Annotated in this window: 20 protein-coding genes; 5 read left to right on the top strand and 15 right to left on the bottom strand. The window is 69.1% G+C overall.

What is annotated here, in order from left to right:
- Positions 1-213: 213 nt before the first annotated feature.
- Genes ruvB through ruvC form a run of 3 tightly spaced genes read right to left on the bottom strand, consistent with a single transcriptional unit; the run spans position 214 to position 2,422 of the window.
- Entirely contained in the window at positions 214-1,260 is a 1,047-nt protein-coding gene (ruvB, locus tag AC5Y7E_RS11335) for a Holliday junction branch migration DNA helicase RuvB (RefSeq protein ID WP_499948984.1), read from the bottom strand.
- Entirely contained in the window at positions 1,257-1,859 is a 603-nt protein-coding gene (gene ruvA / locus AC5Y7E_RS11340) for a Holliday junction branch migration protein RuvA (protein ID WP_499948985.1), read from the bottom strand. The genes ruvB and ruvA overlap by 4 nt, the downstream gene beginning before the upstream one ends.
- Entirely contained in the window at positions 1,856-2,422 is a 567-nt protein-coding gene (gene ruvC / locus AC5Y7E_RS11345; protein WP_499948987.1) for a crossover junction endodeoxyribonuclease RuvC, read from the bottom strand. The genes ruvA and ruvC overlap by 4 nt, the downstream gene beginning before the upstream one ends.
- Positions 2,423-2,590: 168 nt before the next feature.
- Here ruvC and AC5Y7E_RS11350 point away from each other — a divergent pair, with 168 nt between their 5' ends.
- Genes AC5Y7E_RS11350 through AC5Y7E_RS11370 form a run of 5 tightly spaced genes read left to right on the top strand, consistent with a single transcriptional unit; the run spans position 2,591 to position 6,201 of the window.
- A complete protein-coding gene (locus AC5Y7E_RS11350; protein ID WP_499948988.1) occupies positions 2,591-3,202 on the top strand; it encodes a DUF4178 domain-containing protein in 612 nt (203 codons plus the stop codon).
- 17 nt (positions 3,203-3,219) lie between these two features.
- Positions 3,220-3,726 carry a DUF2617 family protein gene (locus AC5Y7E_RS11355; RefSeq protein ID WP_499948989.1) on the top strand — a complete coding sequence of 169 codons (507 nt, stop codon included), beginning with the start codon at positions 3,220-3,222 and terminating at the stop codon, positions 3,724-3,726.
- On the top strand, positions 3,723-4,154 hold the full coding sequence (locus tag AC5Y7E_RS11360; RefSeq protein ID WP_499948991.1) for a DUF4247 domain-containing protein: 432 nt from the start codon (positions 3,723-3,725) through the stop codon (positions 4,152-4,154). The genes AC5Y7E_RS11355 and AC5Y7E_RS11360 overlap by 4 nt, the downstream gene beginning before the upstream one ends.
- Before the next feature lie 17 nt (positions 4,155-4,171).
- A complete protein-coding gene (locus tag AC5Y7E_RS11365) occupies positions 4,172-4,627 on the top strand; it encodes a DUF350 domain-containing protein (RefSeq protein WP_499919572.1) in 456 nt (151 codons plus the stop codon).
- A complete protein-coding gene (locus tag AC5Y7E_RS11370; RefSeq protein WP_499948993.1) occupies positions 4,624-6,201 on the top strand; it encodes a polyamine aminopropyltransferase in 1,578 nt (525 codons plus the stop codon). Before AC5Y7E_RS11365 ends, AC5Y7E_RS11370 begins: the two co-directional genes overlap by 4 nt.
- A gap of 93 nt (positions 6,202-6,294) precedes the next feature.
- Here AC5Y7E_RS11370 and AC5Y7E_RS11375 read toward each other — a convergent pair whose 3' ends face one another.
- The 12 genes from AC5Y7E_RS11375 to AC5Y7E_RS11430 form a co-directional block, all read right to left on the bottom strand.
- Positions 6,295-7,050, bottom strand: coding sequence for a YebC/PmpR family DNA-binding transcriptional regulator (locus tag AC5Y7E_RS11375; protein ID WP_463833598.1), 756 nt, complete (start codon positions 7,048-7,050; stop codon positions 6,295-6,297).
- Between the two features lie 103 nt (positions 7,051-7,153).
- Positions 7,154-7,771: a pyridoxal 5'-phosphate synthase glutaminase subunit PdxT gene (gene pdxT, locus AC5Y7E_RS11380; RefSeq protein ID WP_499919570.1), complete on the bottom strand. Its 618-nt coding sequence runs from the start codon at positions 7,769-7,771 to the stop codon at positions 7,154-7,156.
- Positions 7,768-8,613 (bottom strand): acyl-CoA thioesterase II, encoded by an 846-nt coding sequence (gene tesB, locus AC5Y7E_RS11385; protein WP_499919569.1) that lies wholly within the window; start codon positions 8,611-8,613, stop codon positions 7,768-7,770. The genes pdxT and tesB overlap by 4 nt, the downstream gene beginning before the upstream one ends.
- A gap of 10 nt (positions 8,614-8,623) precedes the next feature.
- The gene (pdxS, locus tag AC5Y7E_RS11390) at positions 8,624-9,529 is read right to left on the bottom strand and encodes a pyridoxal 5'-phosphate synthase lyase subunit PdxS (RefSeq protein ID WP_499919568.1); all 906 of its coding nucleotides are present in this window, start codon (positions 9,527-9,529) and stop codon (positions 8,624-8,626) included.
- A 71-nt stretch (positions 9,530-9,600) separates the two neighbouring features.
- Positions 9,601-10,626 (bottom strand): NUDIX hydrolase, encoded by a 1,026-nt coding sequence (locus tag AC5Y7E_RS11395; protein WP_499919567.1) that lies wholly within the window; start codon positions 10,624-10,626, stop codon positions 9,601-9,603.
- Positions 10,626-11,750 (bottom strand): glycosyltransferase family 4 protein, encoded by a 1,125-nt coding sequence (locus AC5Y7E_RS11400; RefSeq protein WP_499919566.1) that lies wholly within the window; start codon positions 11,748-11,750, stop codon positions 10,626-10,628. Before AC5Y7E_RS11400 ends, AC5Y7E_RS11395 begins: the two co-directional genes overlap by 1 nt.
- Entirely contained in the window at positions 11,750-12,724 is a 975-nt protein-coding gene (locus tag AC5Y7E_RS11405; protein WP_499919565.1) for a phosphatidylinositol mannoside acyltransferase, read from the bottom strand. Before AC5Y7E_RS11405 ends, AC5Y7E_RS11400 begins: the two co-directional genes overlap by 1 nt.
- The gene (pgsA, locus tag AC5Y7E_RS11410) at positions 12,721-13,362 is read right to left on the bottom strand and encodes a phosphatidylinositol phosphate synthase (RefSeq protein WP_499919564.1); all 642 of its coding nucleotides are present in this window, start codon (positions 13,360-13,362) and stop codon (positions 12,721-12,723) included. Before pgsA ends, AC5Y7E_RS11405 begins: the two co-directional genes overlap by 4 nt.
- Positions 13,359-13,934, bottom strand: coding sequence for an ATP adenylyltransferase (locus AC5Y7E_RS11415; RefSeq protein WP_499919563.1), 576 nt, complete (start codon positions 13,932-13,934; stop codon positions 13,359-13,361). The genes pgsA and AC5Y7E_RS11415 overlap by 4 nt, the downstream gene beginning before the upstream one ends.
- The gene (gene thrS / locus AC5Y7E_RS11420; RefSeq protein WP_499919562.1) at positions 13,927-15,990 is read right to left on the bottom strand and encodes a threonine--tRNA ligase; all 2,064 of its coding nucleotides are present in this window, start codon (positions 15,988-15,990) and stop codon (positions 13,927-13,929) included. The genes AC5Y7E_RS11415 and thrS overlap by 8 nt, the downstream gene beginning before the upstream one ends.
- 184 nt (positions 15,991-16,174) lie before the next feature.
- Complete coding sequence (locus AC5Y7E_RS11425; RefSeq protein ID WP_499919561.1) at positions 16,175-16,801, bottom strand: PaaI family thioesterase; 627 nt, start codon at positions 16,799-16,801, stop codon at positions 16,175-16,177.
- A 36-nt stretch (positions 16,802-16,837) separates the two neighbouring features.
- Complete coding sequence (locus tag AC5Y7E_RS11430) at positions 16,838-17,758, bottom strand: aldo/keto reductase (protein ID WP_499919560.1); 921 nt, start codon at positions 17,756-17,758, stop codon at positions 16,838-16,840.
- Positions 17,759-17,767 lie beyond the last annotated feature (9 nt).

Raw genomic sequence — 17,767 nt, forward strand, 5'->3', positions numbered from 1 at the left:
CTGTGAGGCTGGTTACCCGAGGGTCCTGGGGTGTAACCGCTCACGCGGTACCCATGTGTTTGCTGAGGCCGCTGGGGCGAGGCTCGCCCGGCGTGGCCGAGGCCGCGCGATCGACGATGCGGGCGGGTCTGAGCAGGCCGGAGGCACCATCGGCCGGGCACCGGGACAGGCTTGGGCGCAAAGGTCACGATTTGGCCGCGATTGGGCGGCCCGCTAATCGAACAAACCGGCCTGTCCGAAGCCGGTGACGCCGGCCGGAGGGGTCATGCCGAGGTGCGTCCAGGCCAGGGCGGTCGCCACCCGGCCTCGCGGCGTCCGCGCGACCATGCCGGCACGCACCAGGAACGGCTCGCACACCTCCTCCACGGTGGCGGCCTCCTCTCCCACCGCCACCGCCAAGGTCGACACCCCGACCGGTCCGCCGCCGAAGCTGCGGGTCAGCGCCGAAAGCACGGCCCGGTCCAGCCGGTCCAGGCCCAGCTCGTCGACGTCGTAGACCGCCAGCGCGGCCTTGGCGACGTCGCGGGTGATCACGCCGTCGGCGCGCACCTCGGCGAAGTCGCGGACCCGGCGCAACAACCGGTTGGCGATCCGCGGTGTCCCCCGCGAGCGCCGGGCGATCTCCTCGGCCGCGTCGCCGCCGAGTTCGATGCCCAGGATCCCGGCGGAGCGGGCCAGCACCCGCTCCAGCTCGGAGGGCTCGTAGAAGTCCATATGCGCGGTGAAACCGAACCGATCCCGCAGCGGGCCGGTCAGCGCGCCCGACCGGGTGGTCGCGCCGACCAGGGTGAACGGCGCCAGCTCCAGCGGAATCGACGTCGCCCCGGGACCCTTGCCGACCACCACATCGACCCGGAAGTCCTCCATGGCCAGGTAGAGCATCTCCTCGGCGGGCCGGGCGATGCGGTGGATCTCGTCGATGAACAGCACGTCGTGCTCGACCAGGTTGGACAGCATCGCCGCCAGGTCACCAGCGCGTTCCAGCGCGGGCCCCGACGTCATCCGCAGCGAGGACCCGAGCTCGGCCGCGATGATCATCGCCAGTGACGTCTTGCCCAGCCCCGGCGGACCGGACAACAGGATGTGGTCGGGTGTGCCGCCGCGGTTTTTTGCGCCTTCGAGGACGAGCTGCAGCTGCTCGCGCACCCGCGGCTGGCCGATGAACTCGCGCAGCGAGCGCGGACGCAGGCTGACGTCGATGTCGCCCTCGCCCACGGTCAGCGCCGGGGAGACCTCTCGTTCCTCGTAGTCGTCGGTCATCGGGACTTGCCCAGCATCGACAGGGCGGCGCGCAGGGCGGCCGTCGTGGTGGCACCGTGGTCGGCGGCCAGCACCTTGTCGGTGGCTTCCTCGGCCTGCTTGACGGCGAAGCCGAGCCCGACCAGGGCCTCCACCACCGGCCCGCGGATCGCGTGGCCGTTGAGGCCCGCCGCCGGGGACACCCCGCCGGCCGCGAAGCCGGCGCCGACCTTGTCGCGCAATTCCAGGACCATCCGTTCGGCGCTGCGCTTGCCTATCCCGGGCACCCGGGTCAGCGCGGTGACGTCGCCGTCGTGCAGCGCCTGTCGCAGCGCCCCGGCGTCGTGTACGGCCAGGGTCGCCATCGCCAGCCGCGGCCCGACCCCCGACACCGACAGCAGCGTCAGGAACAGGTCGCGGGCGTCGGCGTCGGCGAAGCCGTAGAGCGTCATCGAGTCCTCGCGGACGATCATCGCGGTGATCAGCCGCGCCTCGGTCCCGGCCCGCAGCGTAGACAGCGTCGACGGCGTCGCGTTCACCCGATAGCCGACGCCGGCGGCCTCGATCACCACGTGATCGAGCGCCACCTCGAGGACCTCGCCGCGCACCGAGGCGATCATCGCGCCGCCTTCAGCTTGGCGTCCAGCGTGGCCTTGTATTTTCGCCGCTGCTCGGCGGCCATCGCCTCCGCCGCGGCCATCCGGGCGATCATCGGCGCCCGCCAGCAATGGCAAATCGCCAGCGCCAGCGCGTCCGCGGCGTCCGCCGGTGTCGGTTTGGCTTGCAGCGCAAGGATTCTGGTGACCATGGCGGTGACTTGGGCCTTATCGGCGGCGCCGTTTCCGGTGACCGCGGCCTTGACCTCGCTGGGGGTGTGGAAGTGCACGTCGATGCCGCGTTTGGCCGCGGCCAGCGCGACGACGCCGCCGGCCTGGGCGGTGCCCATCACGGTCGACACGTTGAGTTGGGAGAACACCCGCTCGACCGCCACGACGTCCGGCTGATGGGTCGCCAGCCAATGCTCGACGGCATCGCTGATCGTCAGGAGCCGCTCGGCGAGCGGCGCGTCCGAGGGCGTGCGCACCACGTCGACATCGAGCGCGACCACCGCGCGCCCCCGCCCGGTTTCGACGACCGACAGACCGCATCGGGTCAGGCCGGGATCGACGCCCATCACCCGCATTCCCGCTCCCATCTAGTAGAACAGCTGTTCGATACCTTACGGCCACCGGCGACAGGTCCGGGTAGGACACGCGGCGCTTCCCGGGGCAACGTTGGGACGCCGAGGCATGAAAAAGCTGTTAGCTTTAGCCCACGTTCGCTCGAGCAATGTGGCAACGGAGGGATTGGCGTGGGATCTCTGCTGGTCATGATCGCCGTGGCGCTCTTCATCGCGTCCATCGTGGTGCTGGTGGTGGCTTTGCGACGGCCCAAGCAGCCGGCCCAGCGGGGCGGCCGCCAGGACCCGCTCTCCGCCGACGCGATGCCGCAGTTCGGGCCGCGCCAACTCGGGCCCGGCGCCATCGTCAGCTACGGCGGCATCGACTACATCGTGCGCGGATCGGTCACCTACCGCGAAGGGCCCTTCGTGTGGTGGGAGCACCTGCTGGAGGGCGGCGACCAACCACTCTGGTTCAGCGTCGAGGAGGACGAGGGACGCCTGGAACTGGCGATGTGGGTCAAACGCAAGGATGTGTCCCTGCGGCCCGGCGACCAATACCTCGTCGACGGGGTCACGTTCCATGAGTCCGAACGCGGCCGCGCCTCTTACACGACCGAAGGCGCCACCGGCCTGCCGGCCGGCGGAGACATGGAGTTCGTCGACTGCGCCAACGCCGACGAGTCGGCGCTGCTCTCGTTCGAGCGCTGGGCCCCGGACATGCCCTGGGAGGTGTCGACGGGCAAGTCCGTATCGCCCGGCGAAATCACCGTGTATTCGGCACCCCCACCCAGCTCGGCGTAGGGCTAGAGGTCACGCCGGTGCCCCTTCATCAGCTCGCCGTGACTCCGGCGGACGTATCCGGGGAAAGGCTGGGACTCGCGCTCAACGCGCCCGTGCCCGCTCCCCTGGCCAGCTGCCGCCTGGACCACCCGGCCGGCGGCGCCACGCTCTTGCTGGGTGTGCTCGGCGCGTCACATGTCGTCGCGGTCGGGCACGCGTTCTCCGAGGAAATCTCCTGCACGGCACGCAATCTCGGGGCCGACCTGCCCGAGCGCACCGACGCGCCCGGTTACCGCCTTCACTCGCGTACGGACACCCACGACGAGGCGAGCTTTCGCCGGCTCGCGCAGGACCTGCGCGACCGTTGCGCGCGGCTGGACGGCTGGCTCGGCGGCACCTTCCCCGGCGATGACGCCGCGCTGACCGTGCTGGCCGCCGAGCCCGACGGCACCGGCTGGCGCTGGCAGACCTGGCACCTCTACCCGGCTCGCCTCGCGGGCGGCGGCGGAACGGTGGTTCACACGGCCAGCCGGTGGCGCCCGTGAGCCGCAACCGCCTTTTCGTGATCGCCGGAGTGCTGGGCGCGGCCGCCGTGGCGTGCCTGATCTTCGGAATCATCTTGCTGCAGAGGAACATTGGCTCGTACGTGGCCGGTCATTATCACGAGTACGCCCGCGACGCGAACGGGACCCGCTACCAGTGCACCGGTTCGCCCGAACAGGTCGCCGACGCGCTGGCCGACTACGCCCAACCCGACGCGCGGGCCGACAACGGCAAGACCGAATACCTGCGCTACAGCAACAACATCGTGATCGTCGGCCCCGACGGCGGTTATCAGTGCAGCATCCGAGTCGAACCGCTGAGCGCCGGATACAGCCACGGCGCCTTCATCTTCCTGGGCCCCGGATTTTCCCCTGGATCCCCCTCGGGCGGCGCCGGAGGCACCCCCGGCGGCCCCGGCGGAATCAAGTGAACGCAAAGGAGAGCACCATGTACCTCGCCGTCGAGATCGGCACCGTCGACATCAATCCCGTGCTGAAGGGCGCGGTCGCGACGATCCTGTATTTCGTCGTCGGCATGGCCGTCCTTCTCATCGGGTTCTACGCGGTCGACCTGCTGACCCCGGGAAAGTTGCGCCAGCTGGTGTTCATCGACCGCCGCCCCAACGCCGTGGTGGTCGCGGGCGCGATGTACATCGCCCTGACCGTCGTCATCATCACCGCCATCGCCAACAGCTATAGCCAGCTGGGCCAGGGACTCCTGGGCGTGGCGGTGTACGGGCTGATGGGCGTGATCCTGCTGGGGATAGCGCTGCTGGCGATGCATCTGCTGATACCGGGCAGCTTTCACGAGCACATCGACGAGCCGGAGCTGCATCCGGGATCGTTCGCCGTGGCGCTGATACTGCTCGCCGTGGGAGGGGTGACCGCCGCGGCGGTGTCATGAGCGCTGTCGATGTGCGGCCGCCCGAGGTGGCGCCGTCCGCGGGGCCGTCGGGTCGATGGCGGGCGCTGCTGCTGGCCGCGGTGGCGGCGTGCGCGGCCTGCGGCATCGTGTACGAACTCGCGCTGCTGACGCTGTCGGCCAGCCTCGACGGCGGCGGGATCGTCGCCACCTCCCTGATCGTCGCGGGCTACATCGCCGCGCTGGGCGTGGGCGCCCTGCTGGTCAAACCCCTGCTGGCGCACGCCGCGATCACCTTCATCGCCGTCGAGGCGCTGCTGGGCATCATCGGTGGCCTGTCGGCGGCGGCGCTGTACGTGGTGTTCGCGTTCGTGGATGGGTCGACGTGGGTGCTCGCGTTGAGCACGGCGCTCATCGGTGGCTTGGTGGGCGCCGAGGTGCCGCTGCTGATGACGCTGCTGCAAGGTGGCCGGGCAGCCGGTGCCGCCGATGCCGGGCGGACGCTGGCCAACCTCAACGCCGCCGACTACCTGGGCGCGCTGCTGGGCGGGCTGGTCTGGCCGTTCCTGTTGCTGCCGCAGTTGGGGATGATCCGCGGTGCGGCCGCCACCGGCATGATCAACCTGGCGGCCGCCGCCGTCGTAGCGATTTTCCTGTTGCGGCAAGTGGTTTCGACGCGGCAGCTGGCGCTGGCGATGTGCGCGCTGGCCGCCGCCGTTGGGCTGCTCGCCACCCTGCTGCTGCGTTCGGCCGACATCGAAACAACAAGCAGGCAAAGGCTTTACGCCGACCCGATCATTGCCTACCGGCACACTGCCTATCAGGAGATCGTGGTGACGCGCCGCGGCAACGACACCCGGCTGTATCTCAATGGGGGGCTGCAGTTCTCCACCCGCGACGAGTACCGCTACACCGAGAGCCTCGTCTACCCCGCCCTCGGCGGGGTTTCCCAAGGCGCCCATTCGGTGCTGGTGCTGGGCGGCGGAGACGGCCTGGCGGCGCGCGAATTACTGCGCCAGCCAGGCGTTTCCAAGATCGTGCAGGTCGAGCTCGACCCCGCGGTGATCGACGTCGCGCGCACCACACTGCGCGGGGCCAATGGCGGCTCGCTGGACAACCCCCGGGTGTCCGTGCTGATCGAGGACGCGATGAACTGGTTGCGCGGGCCGCACGTGGACCGCTTCGACGCGGTGATCGTCGACCTTCCCGACCCCGACACACCCGTGCTGGGCCGGCTGTACTCCACGGAGTTCTACGCGCTGGCCGCCCGCGCGCTCGCGCCCGGTGGGCTGATGGTGGTGCAGGCGGGCAGCCCGTTCTCCACTCCGACGGCGTATTGGCGCACGGTATCGACGATCCGGGCGGCCGGCTACGCGGTCACGCCGTATCACGTGCACGTGCCCACGTTCGGTGACTGGGGATTCGCCCTGGCGCAGCGCGCCGACGCCGCACCCGTGCCGAAGGTGCCCACCAATGCGCCGCCGCTGCGCTACCTCAACCAGCAGGTGCTCGACGCCGCGGGCGTCTTCTCCGGCGACATCGGGCCGCGGCCGGTGGAGCCGTCGACCCTGGACAACCCGCGCATCGTCGAGGACATGCGGCACGGATACGACTAGCCATTGCTGGCGGCCTTGGTCCCGCCGAGCGTGCACTGATGGCGACAAATCGGGCTGAATCTCGCCCTTAAGGCACGCTCGGCGAACGCCGAACTAGTCCTCGTCGAGGGCGGCGAGCACCTCGTCGGACAGGTCGACGTTGGTCCAGACGTTCTGCACGTCGTCGCTGTCCTCCAGCGCGTCTACCAGCTTGAACACCTTGCGCGCGCCCTCGACGTCGACCGGCACGCTGACCGACGGCTGGAAGCTGGCCTCGGCCGATTCGTAGTCGATGCCGGCGTCCTGCAGCGCGGTGCGCACCGCGACGAGATCGGTCGGCTCGGAGATGACCTCGAAGCTCTCGCCGAGGTCGTTGACGTCCTCGGCACCGGCGTCCAGCACGGCGGTCAGCACATCGTCTTCGGTGAGCCCGTTCTTCTCGAGCGTGACGACGCCCTTGCGGGTGAACAGGTAGGACACCGATCCGGGGTCGGCCATGTTGCCGCCGTTGCGGGTCACCGCCACCCGAACCTCGCCGGCCGCGCGGTTGCGGTTGTCGGTGAGGCACTCGATCAGCACCGCCACGCCGTTGGGGCCGTAACCCTCGTACATGATGGTCTGGTAGTCGGCGCCGCCGGCTTCCTCGCCCGCGCCGCGCTTGCGGGCGCGTTCGATGTTGTCGTTGGGCACCGAGGTCTTCTTCGCCTTCTGAATGGCGTCGTACAGCGTCGGGTTGCCGGCCGGGTCACCACCGCCGGTACGGGCGGCGACCTCAATGTTCTTGATCAGCCGGGCGAATTCCTTGCCGCGGCGCGCGTCTTTGACGGCCTTCTGGTGCTTGGTGGTCGCCCACTTGGAATGGCCGCTCATCGGTGTCTCGTACCTCTTCTATCTCTGGAAAGTTCGCCAGACGAGTCTACGTGGACGGTCGATGCACCGAACGTCACGCCAGCGCGGCAGTCGCCGCCGAGCGTCACTCCTGCGTGACGTTCGGCGTGCCGGCACCGGTCACCAGGTCGACGAACAGGTGGTGGATGCGGCGGTCGCCGGTCATCTCGGGGTGAAACGCCGTCGCCAGCACCAAGCCCTGCTTCACTGCGACGACGTGGCCGGCCGCGCTGGCCAGCACCTCGACGTCGTCGCCGGCTCGCTCGACCCAGGGGGCCCGGATGAATACCGCGCGCACCGGATCGCTCAGCCCCGCGAACGGGATGTCCCCCTCGAAAGAATCGACCTGTCGTCCAAAGGCGTTGCGCCGCACCGTCATATCGATTGCACGCAGCGGCAGCGCCTCGCGCCCGCCCGCGCCGGCGTCCAGGATCTCGCTGGCCAGCAGGATCATCCCGGCGCACGCGCCGTAGGCGGGCAGCCCGTCGGCCAGCAAGCCCCGCAACGGCTCGAGCAGCCCGAGATCGAGCAGCAGGTGGCTCATGGTGGTCGATTCCCCGCCGGGGATGACCAGCCCGTCCACCGCCTCCAGCTCGCTGCGCCGGCGCACCGGCATCGACTCGGCTCCCGCCTCCCGCAGGGCCGCCAGGTGCTCGCGGGTGTCGCCCTGCAGTGCCAGGACCCCGATCCGCGGGGCGCTCACTGGTTGGTCGGCTGGTACCCACGCTTGAAGCGGGTCAGCCCCTCCTGCATGACCGCCGCAACCATCTCACCGGACTGGGTGAAGATCTTGCCCTGGCACAGCGAGCGGCCGCCGCTGGCCGACGGCGAGCTCTGGTCGTAGAGCAGCCACTCGTCGGCCCGGAACGCCCGCATGAACCACATGGCGTGGTCCAGCGACGCCACCTGCAGGTGCTCGCGCACATCGAGGTGGTTGACCTGCGCCGATCCCAGCAGCGTCAGGTCGCTCATGTAGGCCAGCGCGCAGATGTGCAGCACCGGGTCGTCGGGCAGCGGATCACGGTGGCGGAACCACACCTGCTGTTGGGAGGCCTTGACCGGCGAGAGGTGCAGCTTCTCTCGGGGCACGATGCAGACGTCCCACTCCTCGAACTGTTTGAACCCGGCGTCGTCGAACACCTTGATCGAGTCCAGACCGGGCAGGCCGTCCGGCGGCGCGGCGGCGGGCATGACGTCCTGGTGGTGGATGCCCTCCTGGTCGGTCTGGAACGACGCCCCCATGGAAAAGATGATTTCGCCGTGCTGGATGGCATTGACGCGCCGGGTAGCGAATGACCCGCCGTCGCGGGTGCGCTCGACGATGAACACCGTGGGCTCGTTGGCGTCGCCGGGCCGCAGGAAGTAACCGTGCAGCGAGTGGACCTGGTAGTGCGGGTCCACGGTGCGAACCGCCGAGACGAGCGACTGCCCCGCCACGTGACCGCCGAACGTGCGCTGGAAATATCCCGACTCCGGGCTGAAAACCCGACCACGGTAGATGTTGACCTCGAGTTGCTCGAGATCGAGGATCTCTTCGATCGCCACGGAGAAGTTCTTACCAGCCGCGTTCGGCCAGCCGGTGGGGCTCCGCGATCTGCTCGACGTTGATGCCGACCATCGCGTCGCCCAGCCCGCGCGACACCTTGGCGAGCACGTCGGGATCGTCGTAGAAGGTGGTCGCCTTGACGATCGCGGCCGCGCGCGCGGCGGGATCGCCGGACTTGAAGATCCCCGAACCGACGAATACGCCCTCGGCGCCGAGCTGCATCATCATCGCCGCATCCGCCGGGGTGGCGATGCCGCCCGCGGTGAACAGCGTCACCGGCAGCTTGCCCGCCCTGGCCACCTCGACAACCAGGTCGTAGGGCGCCCGCAATTCCTTTGCGGCGACGTACAATTCGTCCTCCGACAACGACGTCAGGCGGCGGATCTCGCCGCCGATCGCCCGCATGTGCGTGGTCGCGTTGGAGACGTCACCGGTGCCGGCTTCGCCCTTGGAGCGGATCATCGCCGCGCCCTCGCTGATGCGGCGCAGCGCCTCACCGAGGTTGGTCGCCCCGCACACGAACGGCACGGTGAACTTCCACTTGTCGATGTGGTGGGTGTAGTCCGCCGGGGTGAGCACCTCAGACTCGTCGACGTAGTCCACGCCGAGGCTCTGCAGGATCTGAGCCTCGACGAAGTGGCCGATGCGGGCCTTGGCCATCACCGGGATGGTCACGGCGGCGATGATGCCCTCGATCATGTCGGGGTCGCTCATCCGCGACACACCACCTTGCGCGCGGATGTCGGCGGGCACCCGTTCCAGCGCCATGACGGCGACGGCGCCGGCGGCCTCGGCGATCTTGGCCTGCTCGGGGGTGACGACGTCCATGATGACGCCGCCCTTGAGCATCTCGGCCATGCCGCGTTTGACGCGCGCCGTTCCGGTTCGCCCGTTCGGTGGGTGGGCCGTACTCACTGCATGATCTCCTTCAAACGTTGTCGACCCAGTCTAATGAGGCGTTTTGGCCCGCGTTGACACCGGCGGAGTCAGCGGATGGACAACAGCGGCCCGGGGGTGCGGCCGCCGGCGAGCGCCGCCGCGTCGGTGAGCAGTCCGGACAGTTGCATGGGGTACACGGTCTCCCCCGCTGCGACCAGCGCGGCGATGTCGGCAGCGTCACACCACCGGTGGCCGTGGATGTAGCTGCGTTCCAGCTCGGTGCGGCCCGCGCGCGACGGCTCGAACCGCCGGGTGCGGTAGACGAAGTAGAACTCCTCGCTGTCGATCAGCGAGCCGTTGAACTCGAAGACCTCGTCACGCCGCCAGACCGGCCCGACCATCTCCGCCGGCGCGACCCGCAGACCGGTTTCCTCGGCCAGTTCCCGCGCGGCGGCTTCGGCCAGCCGCTCCCCTTGCTGCACCTCGCCACCCACGGTGAACCACCACTTCGGGGCATGCCGGTCGGCGAGCGCGGGGTCCGACCCGCACAGCAGCAGCACCGCGCCGGTGTCGTCGAGCAGCACGATGCGCGCCGAGGTGCGGTGGTTGAGGACGCCGTGATCGCCGTGGGCCAGCGCGTGCGGACGTTCGACGATCTCGAAATAGCTGGGCACAGCGGCCTTTCCGCCGAGGTGGAACAGCCGCACCAGGGGCCGCTCGGCCAGGGCCAGGGTGTCGCGGACCGCGTCGTTGTGGAAACGACGGGCCAGCACCACCCGGGCCTCGGCGTCGGCCAGCTCGGCGATCAGACCGGCCGGCAGCGACGCAGGATCGACGACGGCCAGCGCGGCCGACAACGCGTTCTCGGCGTTTTCCCGCGCGGGCCGGGGCGCCCCTTCCGCGGCGTCGGCCAGCGCCGCCAGCCGCCGCCCTTCGGACGCACCGCCGTAGGCGTCGATGGCGACGGCGCGCGACACCACCGCGCGCCGTGCCAGCGCCCCGTCGAGCGCCTGCCACGACAGGTCGTAGCGGACGTGCAGGCGGTCCAGCCTGTTCGCCGTCCGGTACGCCCAGACCCCGAAGACCGCCAGCACCGCGACGAACACCGCGATGGCGACAATCAGCCACGTCATCAACTGGCCACCTCAACCTTGGCGCCTGACGCGGCGACCGTCTCGTACACCCGCATGATCTGGCTGGCCACCACCGACCAGTCGTAGCGCTGGACGGCTGCCGAACCCGCCGTCACATAACGTTCCCGCAGCACATCATCCTCCAGCACCGCGATCAGCGCATCGGCAAGCGCGTCACCGTCGCCGACGGGTACCAGGCATCCGACGTCACCGTTGCCCAGCACGCGGCGGAAGGCGTCCAGATCGCTCGCCACCACCGGGGTGCCGGCGGCCAGCGCCTCGACCAGGACGATGCCGAAACTCTCCCCGCCGAGGTTGGGCGCGCAGTACACGTCGGCGCTGCGCATGGCCGACGCCTTGCCGGCGTCGTCGACCTGCCCGAGAAAACGGAGGTGATCCACCAATTCCCCTGCCTGGGAGCGCAATTGGTCTTCATCGCCGCGCCCGACGACCAGGAGTTGCACGTCGGGAAAACGCGCGACCAGCGCCGGCAGCGCGTCGAGCAGCACCGAGATGCCCTTGCGCGGCTCGTCGTAGCGGCCCAGGAACAGCACCGTCTTGCCGGGGCGCGGGTAGCCGTCCAGGTGCGGGGCCGAGGCGAACGATGCGACGTCGACGCCGTTGGGGATCTCCACCGCGTCGGTGCCCAGCGCCTCCATCTGCCAGCGCCGGGCCAGATCGGAGACCGCGATCCGGCCGACGATCTTCTCGTGCATCGGGCGCAGGATGCCCTGAAACACCGTCAGCGTCAGCGATTTGGTGGTGGAGGTGTGAAACGTGGCGACGATCGGGCCCTCGGCGATGTTGAGGGCCAACATGGACAGACTCGGCGCGTTGGGCTCGTGCAGGTGCAGCACGTCGAAATCGCCTTCGGCGAGCCACTTTTTCACCTTGCGGTGGGTGGCCGGCCCGAACCGCAGCCGGGCCACCGAACCGTTGTAGGGAATCGGGACGGCCTTGCCCGCCGAGACGACGTAATCGGGCAGCTCGGCGTGCGGCGAGGCCGGCGCGAGGACGCTGACGTCATGACCCCGGGCGCGCATCACCTCGGCCAGCTGCAGGACGTGCGACTGCACCCCGCCCGGAACGTCGAACGAGTAGGGACAGATCATCCCGATCCGCATCAGGTTTCCTTCAGCCGGGCCTGCTTGGCATCGGGAAGGTCGGACAGCCACTGCGGCTGCATCATGTGCCAGTCCTCGGGGTGGGCGGCGATGTTCTTCTCGAATTGATCGGCCATCGCCTGGGTGATGGCGCCGACGTCGCCGCTGGTGCAATCGAGTGGCGGGCCGATGTCCACGCCCCAGCCCCGGCCCTCGAACCAGCAGTGCGCGGGCAGCAGGGCCGCCCCGGTCGCGATGGCGAGCTTCGCCGGGCCGGCGGGCAGCCGGGTGGGCTCGGCGAAGAAGTCGACCTGCACGCCGGTGCGGGTGAGGTCGCGTTCGGCCATCAGGCACACCACCCGGTTGGCCCGCAGCCGATCGCACAACACGTCGAACGGCGACCGTTCTCCCCCGGACAGGGGCAGCACCTCGAAGCCGAGGCGCTCGCGGTAGGCGATGAAGCGCCGGTACAGCGATTCGGGTTTGAGGCGCTCGGCGACGGTGGTGAACGTGCCGTGCGTCTGCGCCAGCCATACCCCGGCCATGTCCCAGTTGCCGCTGTGCGGCAAGGCGATCACCGCGCCGCGGCCGCTGGACAGCGCCGCCTCGATGTGATCTTGCCCCAGGACCGAGTCGTGCAGCTCGCGGCCCAGCGCGCCCAGGTCCATGCCCGGCAGGCGGAACGCCTCGCGCCAGTAGCGGGCATAGGAGGCCAGCGAGGCCCGCATCAGCGAGTCGGGCACGTCCTCGGGTGGCACGCGCAGGACGCGGGCCAGGTTCTTGCGCAGCTGGTCGGGGCCGCCGCCGCGGGCCGCGTACCGGGCCCCGGCCTCAAAGGCGTTGCGCGCGGCGAACTCCGGCATCGCCCGCACCGCCATCCAGCCCGACGCGTACGCCCAGTCGGTGCCCACACCGCCGGTCAGGCGGCCCAGTGTCCGGCGGGCCAGCCGCCGTTGCGCCCCAATCATTTTCATGCCCGGCGGAGTGGGAATCACGGCTCGCTCACCATTCGATCGGTCGCGCCCGGGGAGGTGCGCACCGCGCGCAACCGCTGCGCGCAGGTGACGAGGCTGGCCACCGCCAGCAGCCACATCGCCACGGGCAGCGCCCACGGCAGCGGATACACCGGAAGGTCTGACAGGCCGGCGCCGACGAGCACGATGATCAGCCGTTCCGGCCGTTCGATCAGCCCGCCGTCGCCGCGCAGTCCGCTGGCCTCGGCGCGGGCCTTGATGTAGGAGATCACCTGCGAGGTGACCAGGCAGATCAGCGTGGCGACCGCCAGCAGCTTGTCGTGCAGGCCGAAGACGATCCACCACAGCAGCCCGCAGAACACCGCGCCGTCGCTGACCCGGTCACAGGTGGCGTCCAGCACGGCGCCGAACCGGGTGCCGCCGCCGCGTTCCCGGGCCATCGCCCCATCGAGCATGTCGAAGAGGACGAAAAACCAGACCACCAGCGTGCCGGCGAACAACTTGCCCATCGGGAACAGGGTCAGCGCTCCGGCGACCGCGACGATGGTGCCCAGGATCGTGACGACGTCGGGGGTCAATCCCAGCCGCAGGCACGCCCTCGCGGTCGGAGTGGTCAGCCGCGCGAACGCCGCCCGCGACAGGAACGGCACTCTGCTCATGGTTGTTTCGTCCACTCCGTGGCGAGCAGCTGGCGCGTCTCGCGCAGCAACTGCGGGATCACCTTCGACCCGCCGATGATGGTGATGAAGTTCGCATCGCCGCCCCAGCGCGGCACCACGTGCACGTGCAGATGTTCGGCCAGCGACCCGCCGGCCGATGTCCCCAGGTTCAGGCCGACGTTGAAACCGTGCGGCCGCGAGACGTTCTTGATGACACGAATTGCCTTCTGGACGAAGGACATCAGCTCGGCGCTTTCCGGGTCGGTCAGGTCCTCGAGCTCGGAGACCCGCCGGTACGGGACCACCATCAGGTGTCCGGGGTTGTAGGGGTAGAGGTTGAGCACGGCGTAGACGAGCTCGCCACGGGCGACCACCAAGCCGTCTTCGTCGGTGAGGTGCGGAATGTCGGTGAACGGCTGCTCGGTTTTGCCGTTGTCGCGCTTCGTCGGCGCTTCGGCCAGGTAGGTCATCCGGTACGGCGTCCACAACCGCTGCAGGTGGTCTTGCTCGCCGACCCCCCTGTCCAGGATGGTGTCGTCGGCAGCCTGCTCGGCCGGTTCGCGGTCAGTCACGGTCACTCACCACTGACGCTTTCACGAGTTCGGCTGTGGGAACCGAGTTTTCGCGGTCGGCGACCCAGTTCACGATCGCATCGACCGCGCGGTCGACCGGAACGCCGTTGATCTGGCTGCGGTCACCGAAGCGGAAGCTGACCGCGCCGGCCTGCACATCGCGGTCACCGGCCAGCAGCATGAACGGCACCCGCTGGGCGGTGTGATGAACGATCTTCTTGGCCATCCGGTCATCGCTGGCGTCGACCTCGACCCGAACTCCGTGTGGCTTCAGCTGTGCCGCAATGTTTTCCAGGTATCCGACGTGTTCGTCGGCGACCGGAATGCCCACCGCCTGCACCGGCGCCAGCCACGCCGGAAAGGCCCCGGCGTAGTGCTCGGTGAGGATGCCGAAGAACCGCTCGATGGACCCGAACAGCGCCCGGTGGATCAGCACCGGCCGCTGCCGCGAGCCGTCGGACGCGGTGTATTCCAGCTCGAAGCGGTCCGGCATGTTGAAGTCGAGCTGGATAGTCGACATCTGCCAGCTGCGGCCCAGCGCGTCCTTGACCTGTACCGAGATCTTCGGGCCATAGAACGCCGCGCCACCCGGGTCAGGCATCAATTCCAGGCCGGACGCTTCGCCGACCTCCCGCAGGACCTCGGTGGCCTCGTCCCACATCTCGTCGGAGCCGGAGTACTTCTCCGGGTCCTTGGTCGACAGCTCCAGGTAGAAGTCGTTGAGTCCGTAGTCGGCCAGCAACTTGAGCACGAAGTGCAACACGCGACTCAGCTCGTCGCGCATCTGCTCTCGCGTGCAGTAGATGTGGGCGTCGTCCTGAGTCATGCCGCGCACGCGGGTCAGCCCGTGCACCACGCCCGACTTCTCGTAGCGGTAGACGCTGCCGAACTCGAAGAGCCGCAACGGAAGTTCGCGATACGAGCGCCCTCGCGACCGGTAGATCAGGTGGTGCATCGGGCAGTTCATCGGCTTGAGGTAGTAGTCCTGCCCGGGCTTGCGCACCGTCCCGTCCGCGTTGAACTCCGCGTCGAGGTGCATCGGCGGGTACATGCCGTCGGCGTACCACTCGAGGTGCCCCGACGTGATGTAGAGCTGCTCCTTGGTGATGTGCGGGGTGTTGACGAACTCGTAGCCCGCCAGCTCGTGCTGAAGTCGCGAGTACTCCTCGAGCTCGCGACGGATGATGCCGCCCTTGGGATGGAAAACCGCCAGGCCGGAACCGATCTCGTCCGGGAAGCTGAACAGGTCGAGCTCGCTGCCCAGCCTGCGATGGTCGCGGCGCTGCGCCTCCTCGATCAGCTCGAGGTAGGCATCCAGCGCCTCCTGCGACTCCCAGGCGGTGCCGTAGATGCGTTGCAGGCTGGCGTTGCTCTGGTCGCCGCGCCAGTAGGCCGCCGAGCTACGGGTGAGCTTGAACGCCGGGATGTGCTTGGTGGTCGGGATGTGCGGCCCGCGGCACAGATCACCCCAAACCCGTTGCCGCGTACGGGGATTGAGGTTGTCGTAAGCGGTGAGCTCGTCGCCGCCGACCTCCATGATGTCCGGGTCGCCGGACTTGTCGTCGACGAGTTCGAGCTTGTAGGGCTCGCCAGCCAGTTCGGTGCGCGCCTGCTCTATGGACTCGTACACGCGCCGCTCGAACAGCTGGCCCTCTTTGACGATCTGGCGCATCCGCTTTTCCAGCGCCGTCAGGTCTTCGGGCGTGAACGGCTCCTTCACGTCGAAGTCGTAGTAGAAGCCGTCGGCGATCGGCGGGCCGATGCCCAGTTTGGCTTGTGGGAACAGCTCCTGGACGGCCTGGGCCAACACGTGTGCGGCCGAATGCCGGATCACGCTGCGGCCCTCGTCGGTGTTGGCGGCCACGGGGACGACGTCGGCGTCGGCGTCGGGCGTCCAACTCAGGTCGCGCAGCTTGCCGTCAGCGTCGCGCACCACCACGATCGCGTCCGGCGTGCCCCGGCGCGGCAGACCGGCCTCGCCCACCGCGGCGGCCGCGGTGGTCCCGGCAGGCACCCTGATCGGGGCTGCCGGGGCGGGCTGTGCGGCGACGCTCATCTGGCTGGGTCTCCAAGGGTCGAGTTCTCGATGATCGTTGCCATGCTATCGGGGCGGACCTCGAAAGAACCCAAGGCATTAGGGCCGCAGGGCGCCGCCGCTATCGCGACACATAAACCACGAACACGACACGCCGCTGCCGGTGTGCATGGTTTATGTCTGGGCGCGTCCTGAAAGACCGCGCTTACGGCTGCCCGGGTTTGAGCCGTACGAACAGTGCGTCGGCCTCGGTCAGCAACTGATCGCCGTCGGTCAACCGGCCCGACACGAAGATCTTGCGTCCGTCCACCCGGTCGATGCCCGCGTCGAACTGCAGTTCCTTTTCCACCGGAACGATGTGGCGGTAGTCGATCTTGAGGTATGCGGTGCGCTGCCGCGGGTTGCCGGTGAGAACGGAGGCGGACAACCCGAGGATGGAGTCGAACAGCATGCCCAGCGCGCCGCCGTGCACGGCGCCGTTGCGGCCCAGGTGGAACCGGGCGAAGCGGGCCTGGCCGTGGATTCGGCCGTCCTCACCCTTGCGCGCCGACATCGGGATCGTCAGGATGTTGCCGCGCATCGGCAGGTCCATCCGCCGGCCCGACGGCGACGCCCATTCGTCGGCGTCGAACGGAGCCAGCAGCGCCGACACCTTCTCCACCAAGTCGGCGGCCTCGCTGATGACTTCGTCGGGCGCGTCGGCGGCCCGGGCGTGGTCCTGCAACGAGCGCACGGCGTCGATGAACCTGCCGTAGTCGGGCCCGCCCTTGGTCGTCGGGTCCGGCGGGTTGAATCCGCCGCCGGGGTGTCGCTGGTGTTCGGCCACCACCACACCGTATTGCCCGGCGGCCGCGCTTTCGCGCGGTGGTCAGGCCGGCTGCTGCGCCCCGGCGGCCGACAACGTTTCGAACTCGTCGTCGGACAGCTCGATCGCAGCGGCAGCGACGTTCTCCTCCAGGTGCGCAACCTTGGACGTACCCGGGATCGGCATCATCAACGGCGAGCGTTTCAGCAACCACGCCAGCGCCAACTGTGAGGGCGACGCGTCGTGGTCGGCGGCGATGCGCTGCAGCGGGCCGTCGGGAGCGGCCAGCGGCCCGGCGGCCAGCGGGAACCACGGGATGAACCCGATGCCCTGCTTGGTCGCGGCGTCCAGGAGCGGCTCGGCGCCACGGGCCGTCAGGTTGTACATGTTCTGCACCGACACGATGTCGGTGATACGCCGGGCCGCGTTCAGCTGCTCGACGTCGATCTCGGACAGGCCGATGTGGCGGATCTTGCCCTCGCTTTTCAGGGTGAGCAGCTCGCCCACCTGATCTTCCAGCGGGAAGTTCTTGTCGATGCGGTGCAGCTGGAACAGGTCGATGGTGTCCACGCCCAGCCGGCGCAGGCTCATCTCGCATTCCTGGCGCAGGTAGCTCGGGTTGCCCAACGGAATCCAGACGTCCGGGCCGGTGCGCAGCAGGCCCGCCTTGGTCGCGATCACCAGACCGTCGTAGGGGTGCAGCGCCTCGCGAATGATCTCCTCGGAGACGTAGGGGCCGTAGGAGTCGGCGGTGTCGATGAAGTTCACCCCGAGTTCGACGGCCCGGCGCAGCACCCGGACGCATTCGTCGCGGTCGTCGGGCGGGCCCCATACGCCCTTCGCCGTCAGGCGCATGGCGCCGAAGCCGAGTCGGTTGACGGTCAGGTCGCCGCCGATGGTGAATGTCCCGGATGCCCCTGCAACAGTTTTCGAGTTTTCTGCGGTCACATCTACCGACCGTACGCGCCGAATGCGGCGGCGCATCTCGGCGTG

It is taken from the genome of Mycobacterium sp. NGS17 (genome assembly GCF_059813205.1).

Bases quoted from the DNA above. Each gene is read 5' to 3' on its own strand.
- AC5Y7E_RS11430 (WP_499919560.1), bottom strand. From the start codon at position 17,758: ATGCGCCGCCGCATTCGGCGCGTACGGTCGGTAGATGTGACCGCAGAA.
- AC5Y7E_RS11400 (WP_499919566.1), bottom strand. From the start codon at position 11,750: ATGCGGATCGGGATGATCTGTCCCTACTCGTTCGACGTTCCGGGCGGG.
- AC5Y7E_RS11375 (WP_463833598.1), bottom strand. From the start codon at position 7,050: ATGAGCGGCCATTCCAAGTGGGCGACCACCAAGCACCAGAAGGCCGTC.
- ruvC (WP_499948987.1), bottom strand. From the start codon at position 2,422: ATGCGGGTGATGGGCGTCGATCCCGGCCTGACCCGATGCGGTCTGTCG.
- AC5Y7E_RS11370 (WP_499948993.1), top strand. From the start codon at position 4,624: ATGAGCGCTGTCGATGTGCGGCCGCCCGAGGTGGCGCCGTCCGCGGGG.
- ruvA (WP_499948985.1), bottom strand. From the start codon at position 1,859: ATGATCGCCTCGGTGCGCGGCGAGGTCCTCGAGGTGGCGCTCGATCAC.
- AC5Y7E_RS11395 (WP_499919567.1), bottom strand. From the start codon at position 10,626: ATGACGTGGCTGATTGTCGCCATCGCGGTGTTCGTCGCGGTGCTGGCG.
- ruvB (WP_499948984.1), bottom strand. From the start codon at position 1,260: ATGACCGACGACTACGAGGAACGAGAGGTCTCCCCGGCGCTGACCGTG.
- AC5Y7E_RS11365 (WP_499919572.1), top strand. From the start codon at position 4,172: ATGTACCTCGCCGTCGAGATCGGCACCGTCGACATCAATCCCGTGCTG.
- pgsA (WP_499919564.1), bottom strand. From the start codon at position 13,362: ATGAGCAGAGTGCCGTTCCTGTCGCGGGCGGCGTTCGCGCGGCTGACC.
- thrS (WP_499919562.1), bottom strand. From the start codon at position 15,990: ATGAGCGTCGCCGCACAGCCCGCCCCGGCAGCCCCGATCAGGGTGCCT.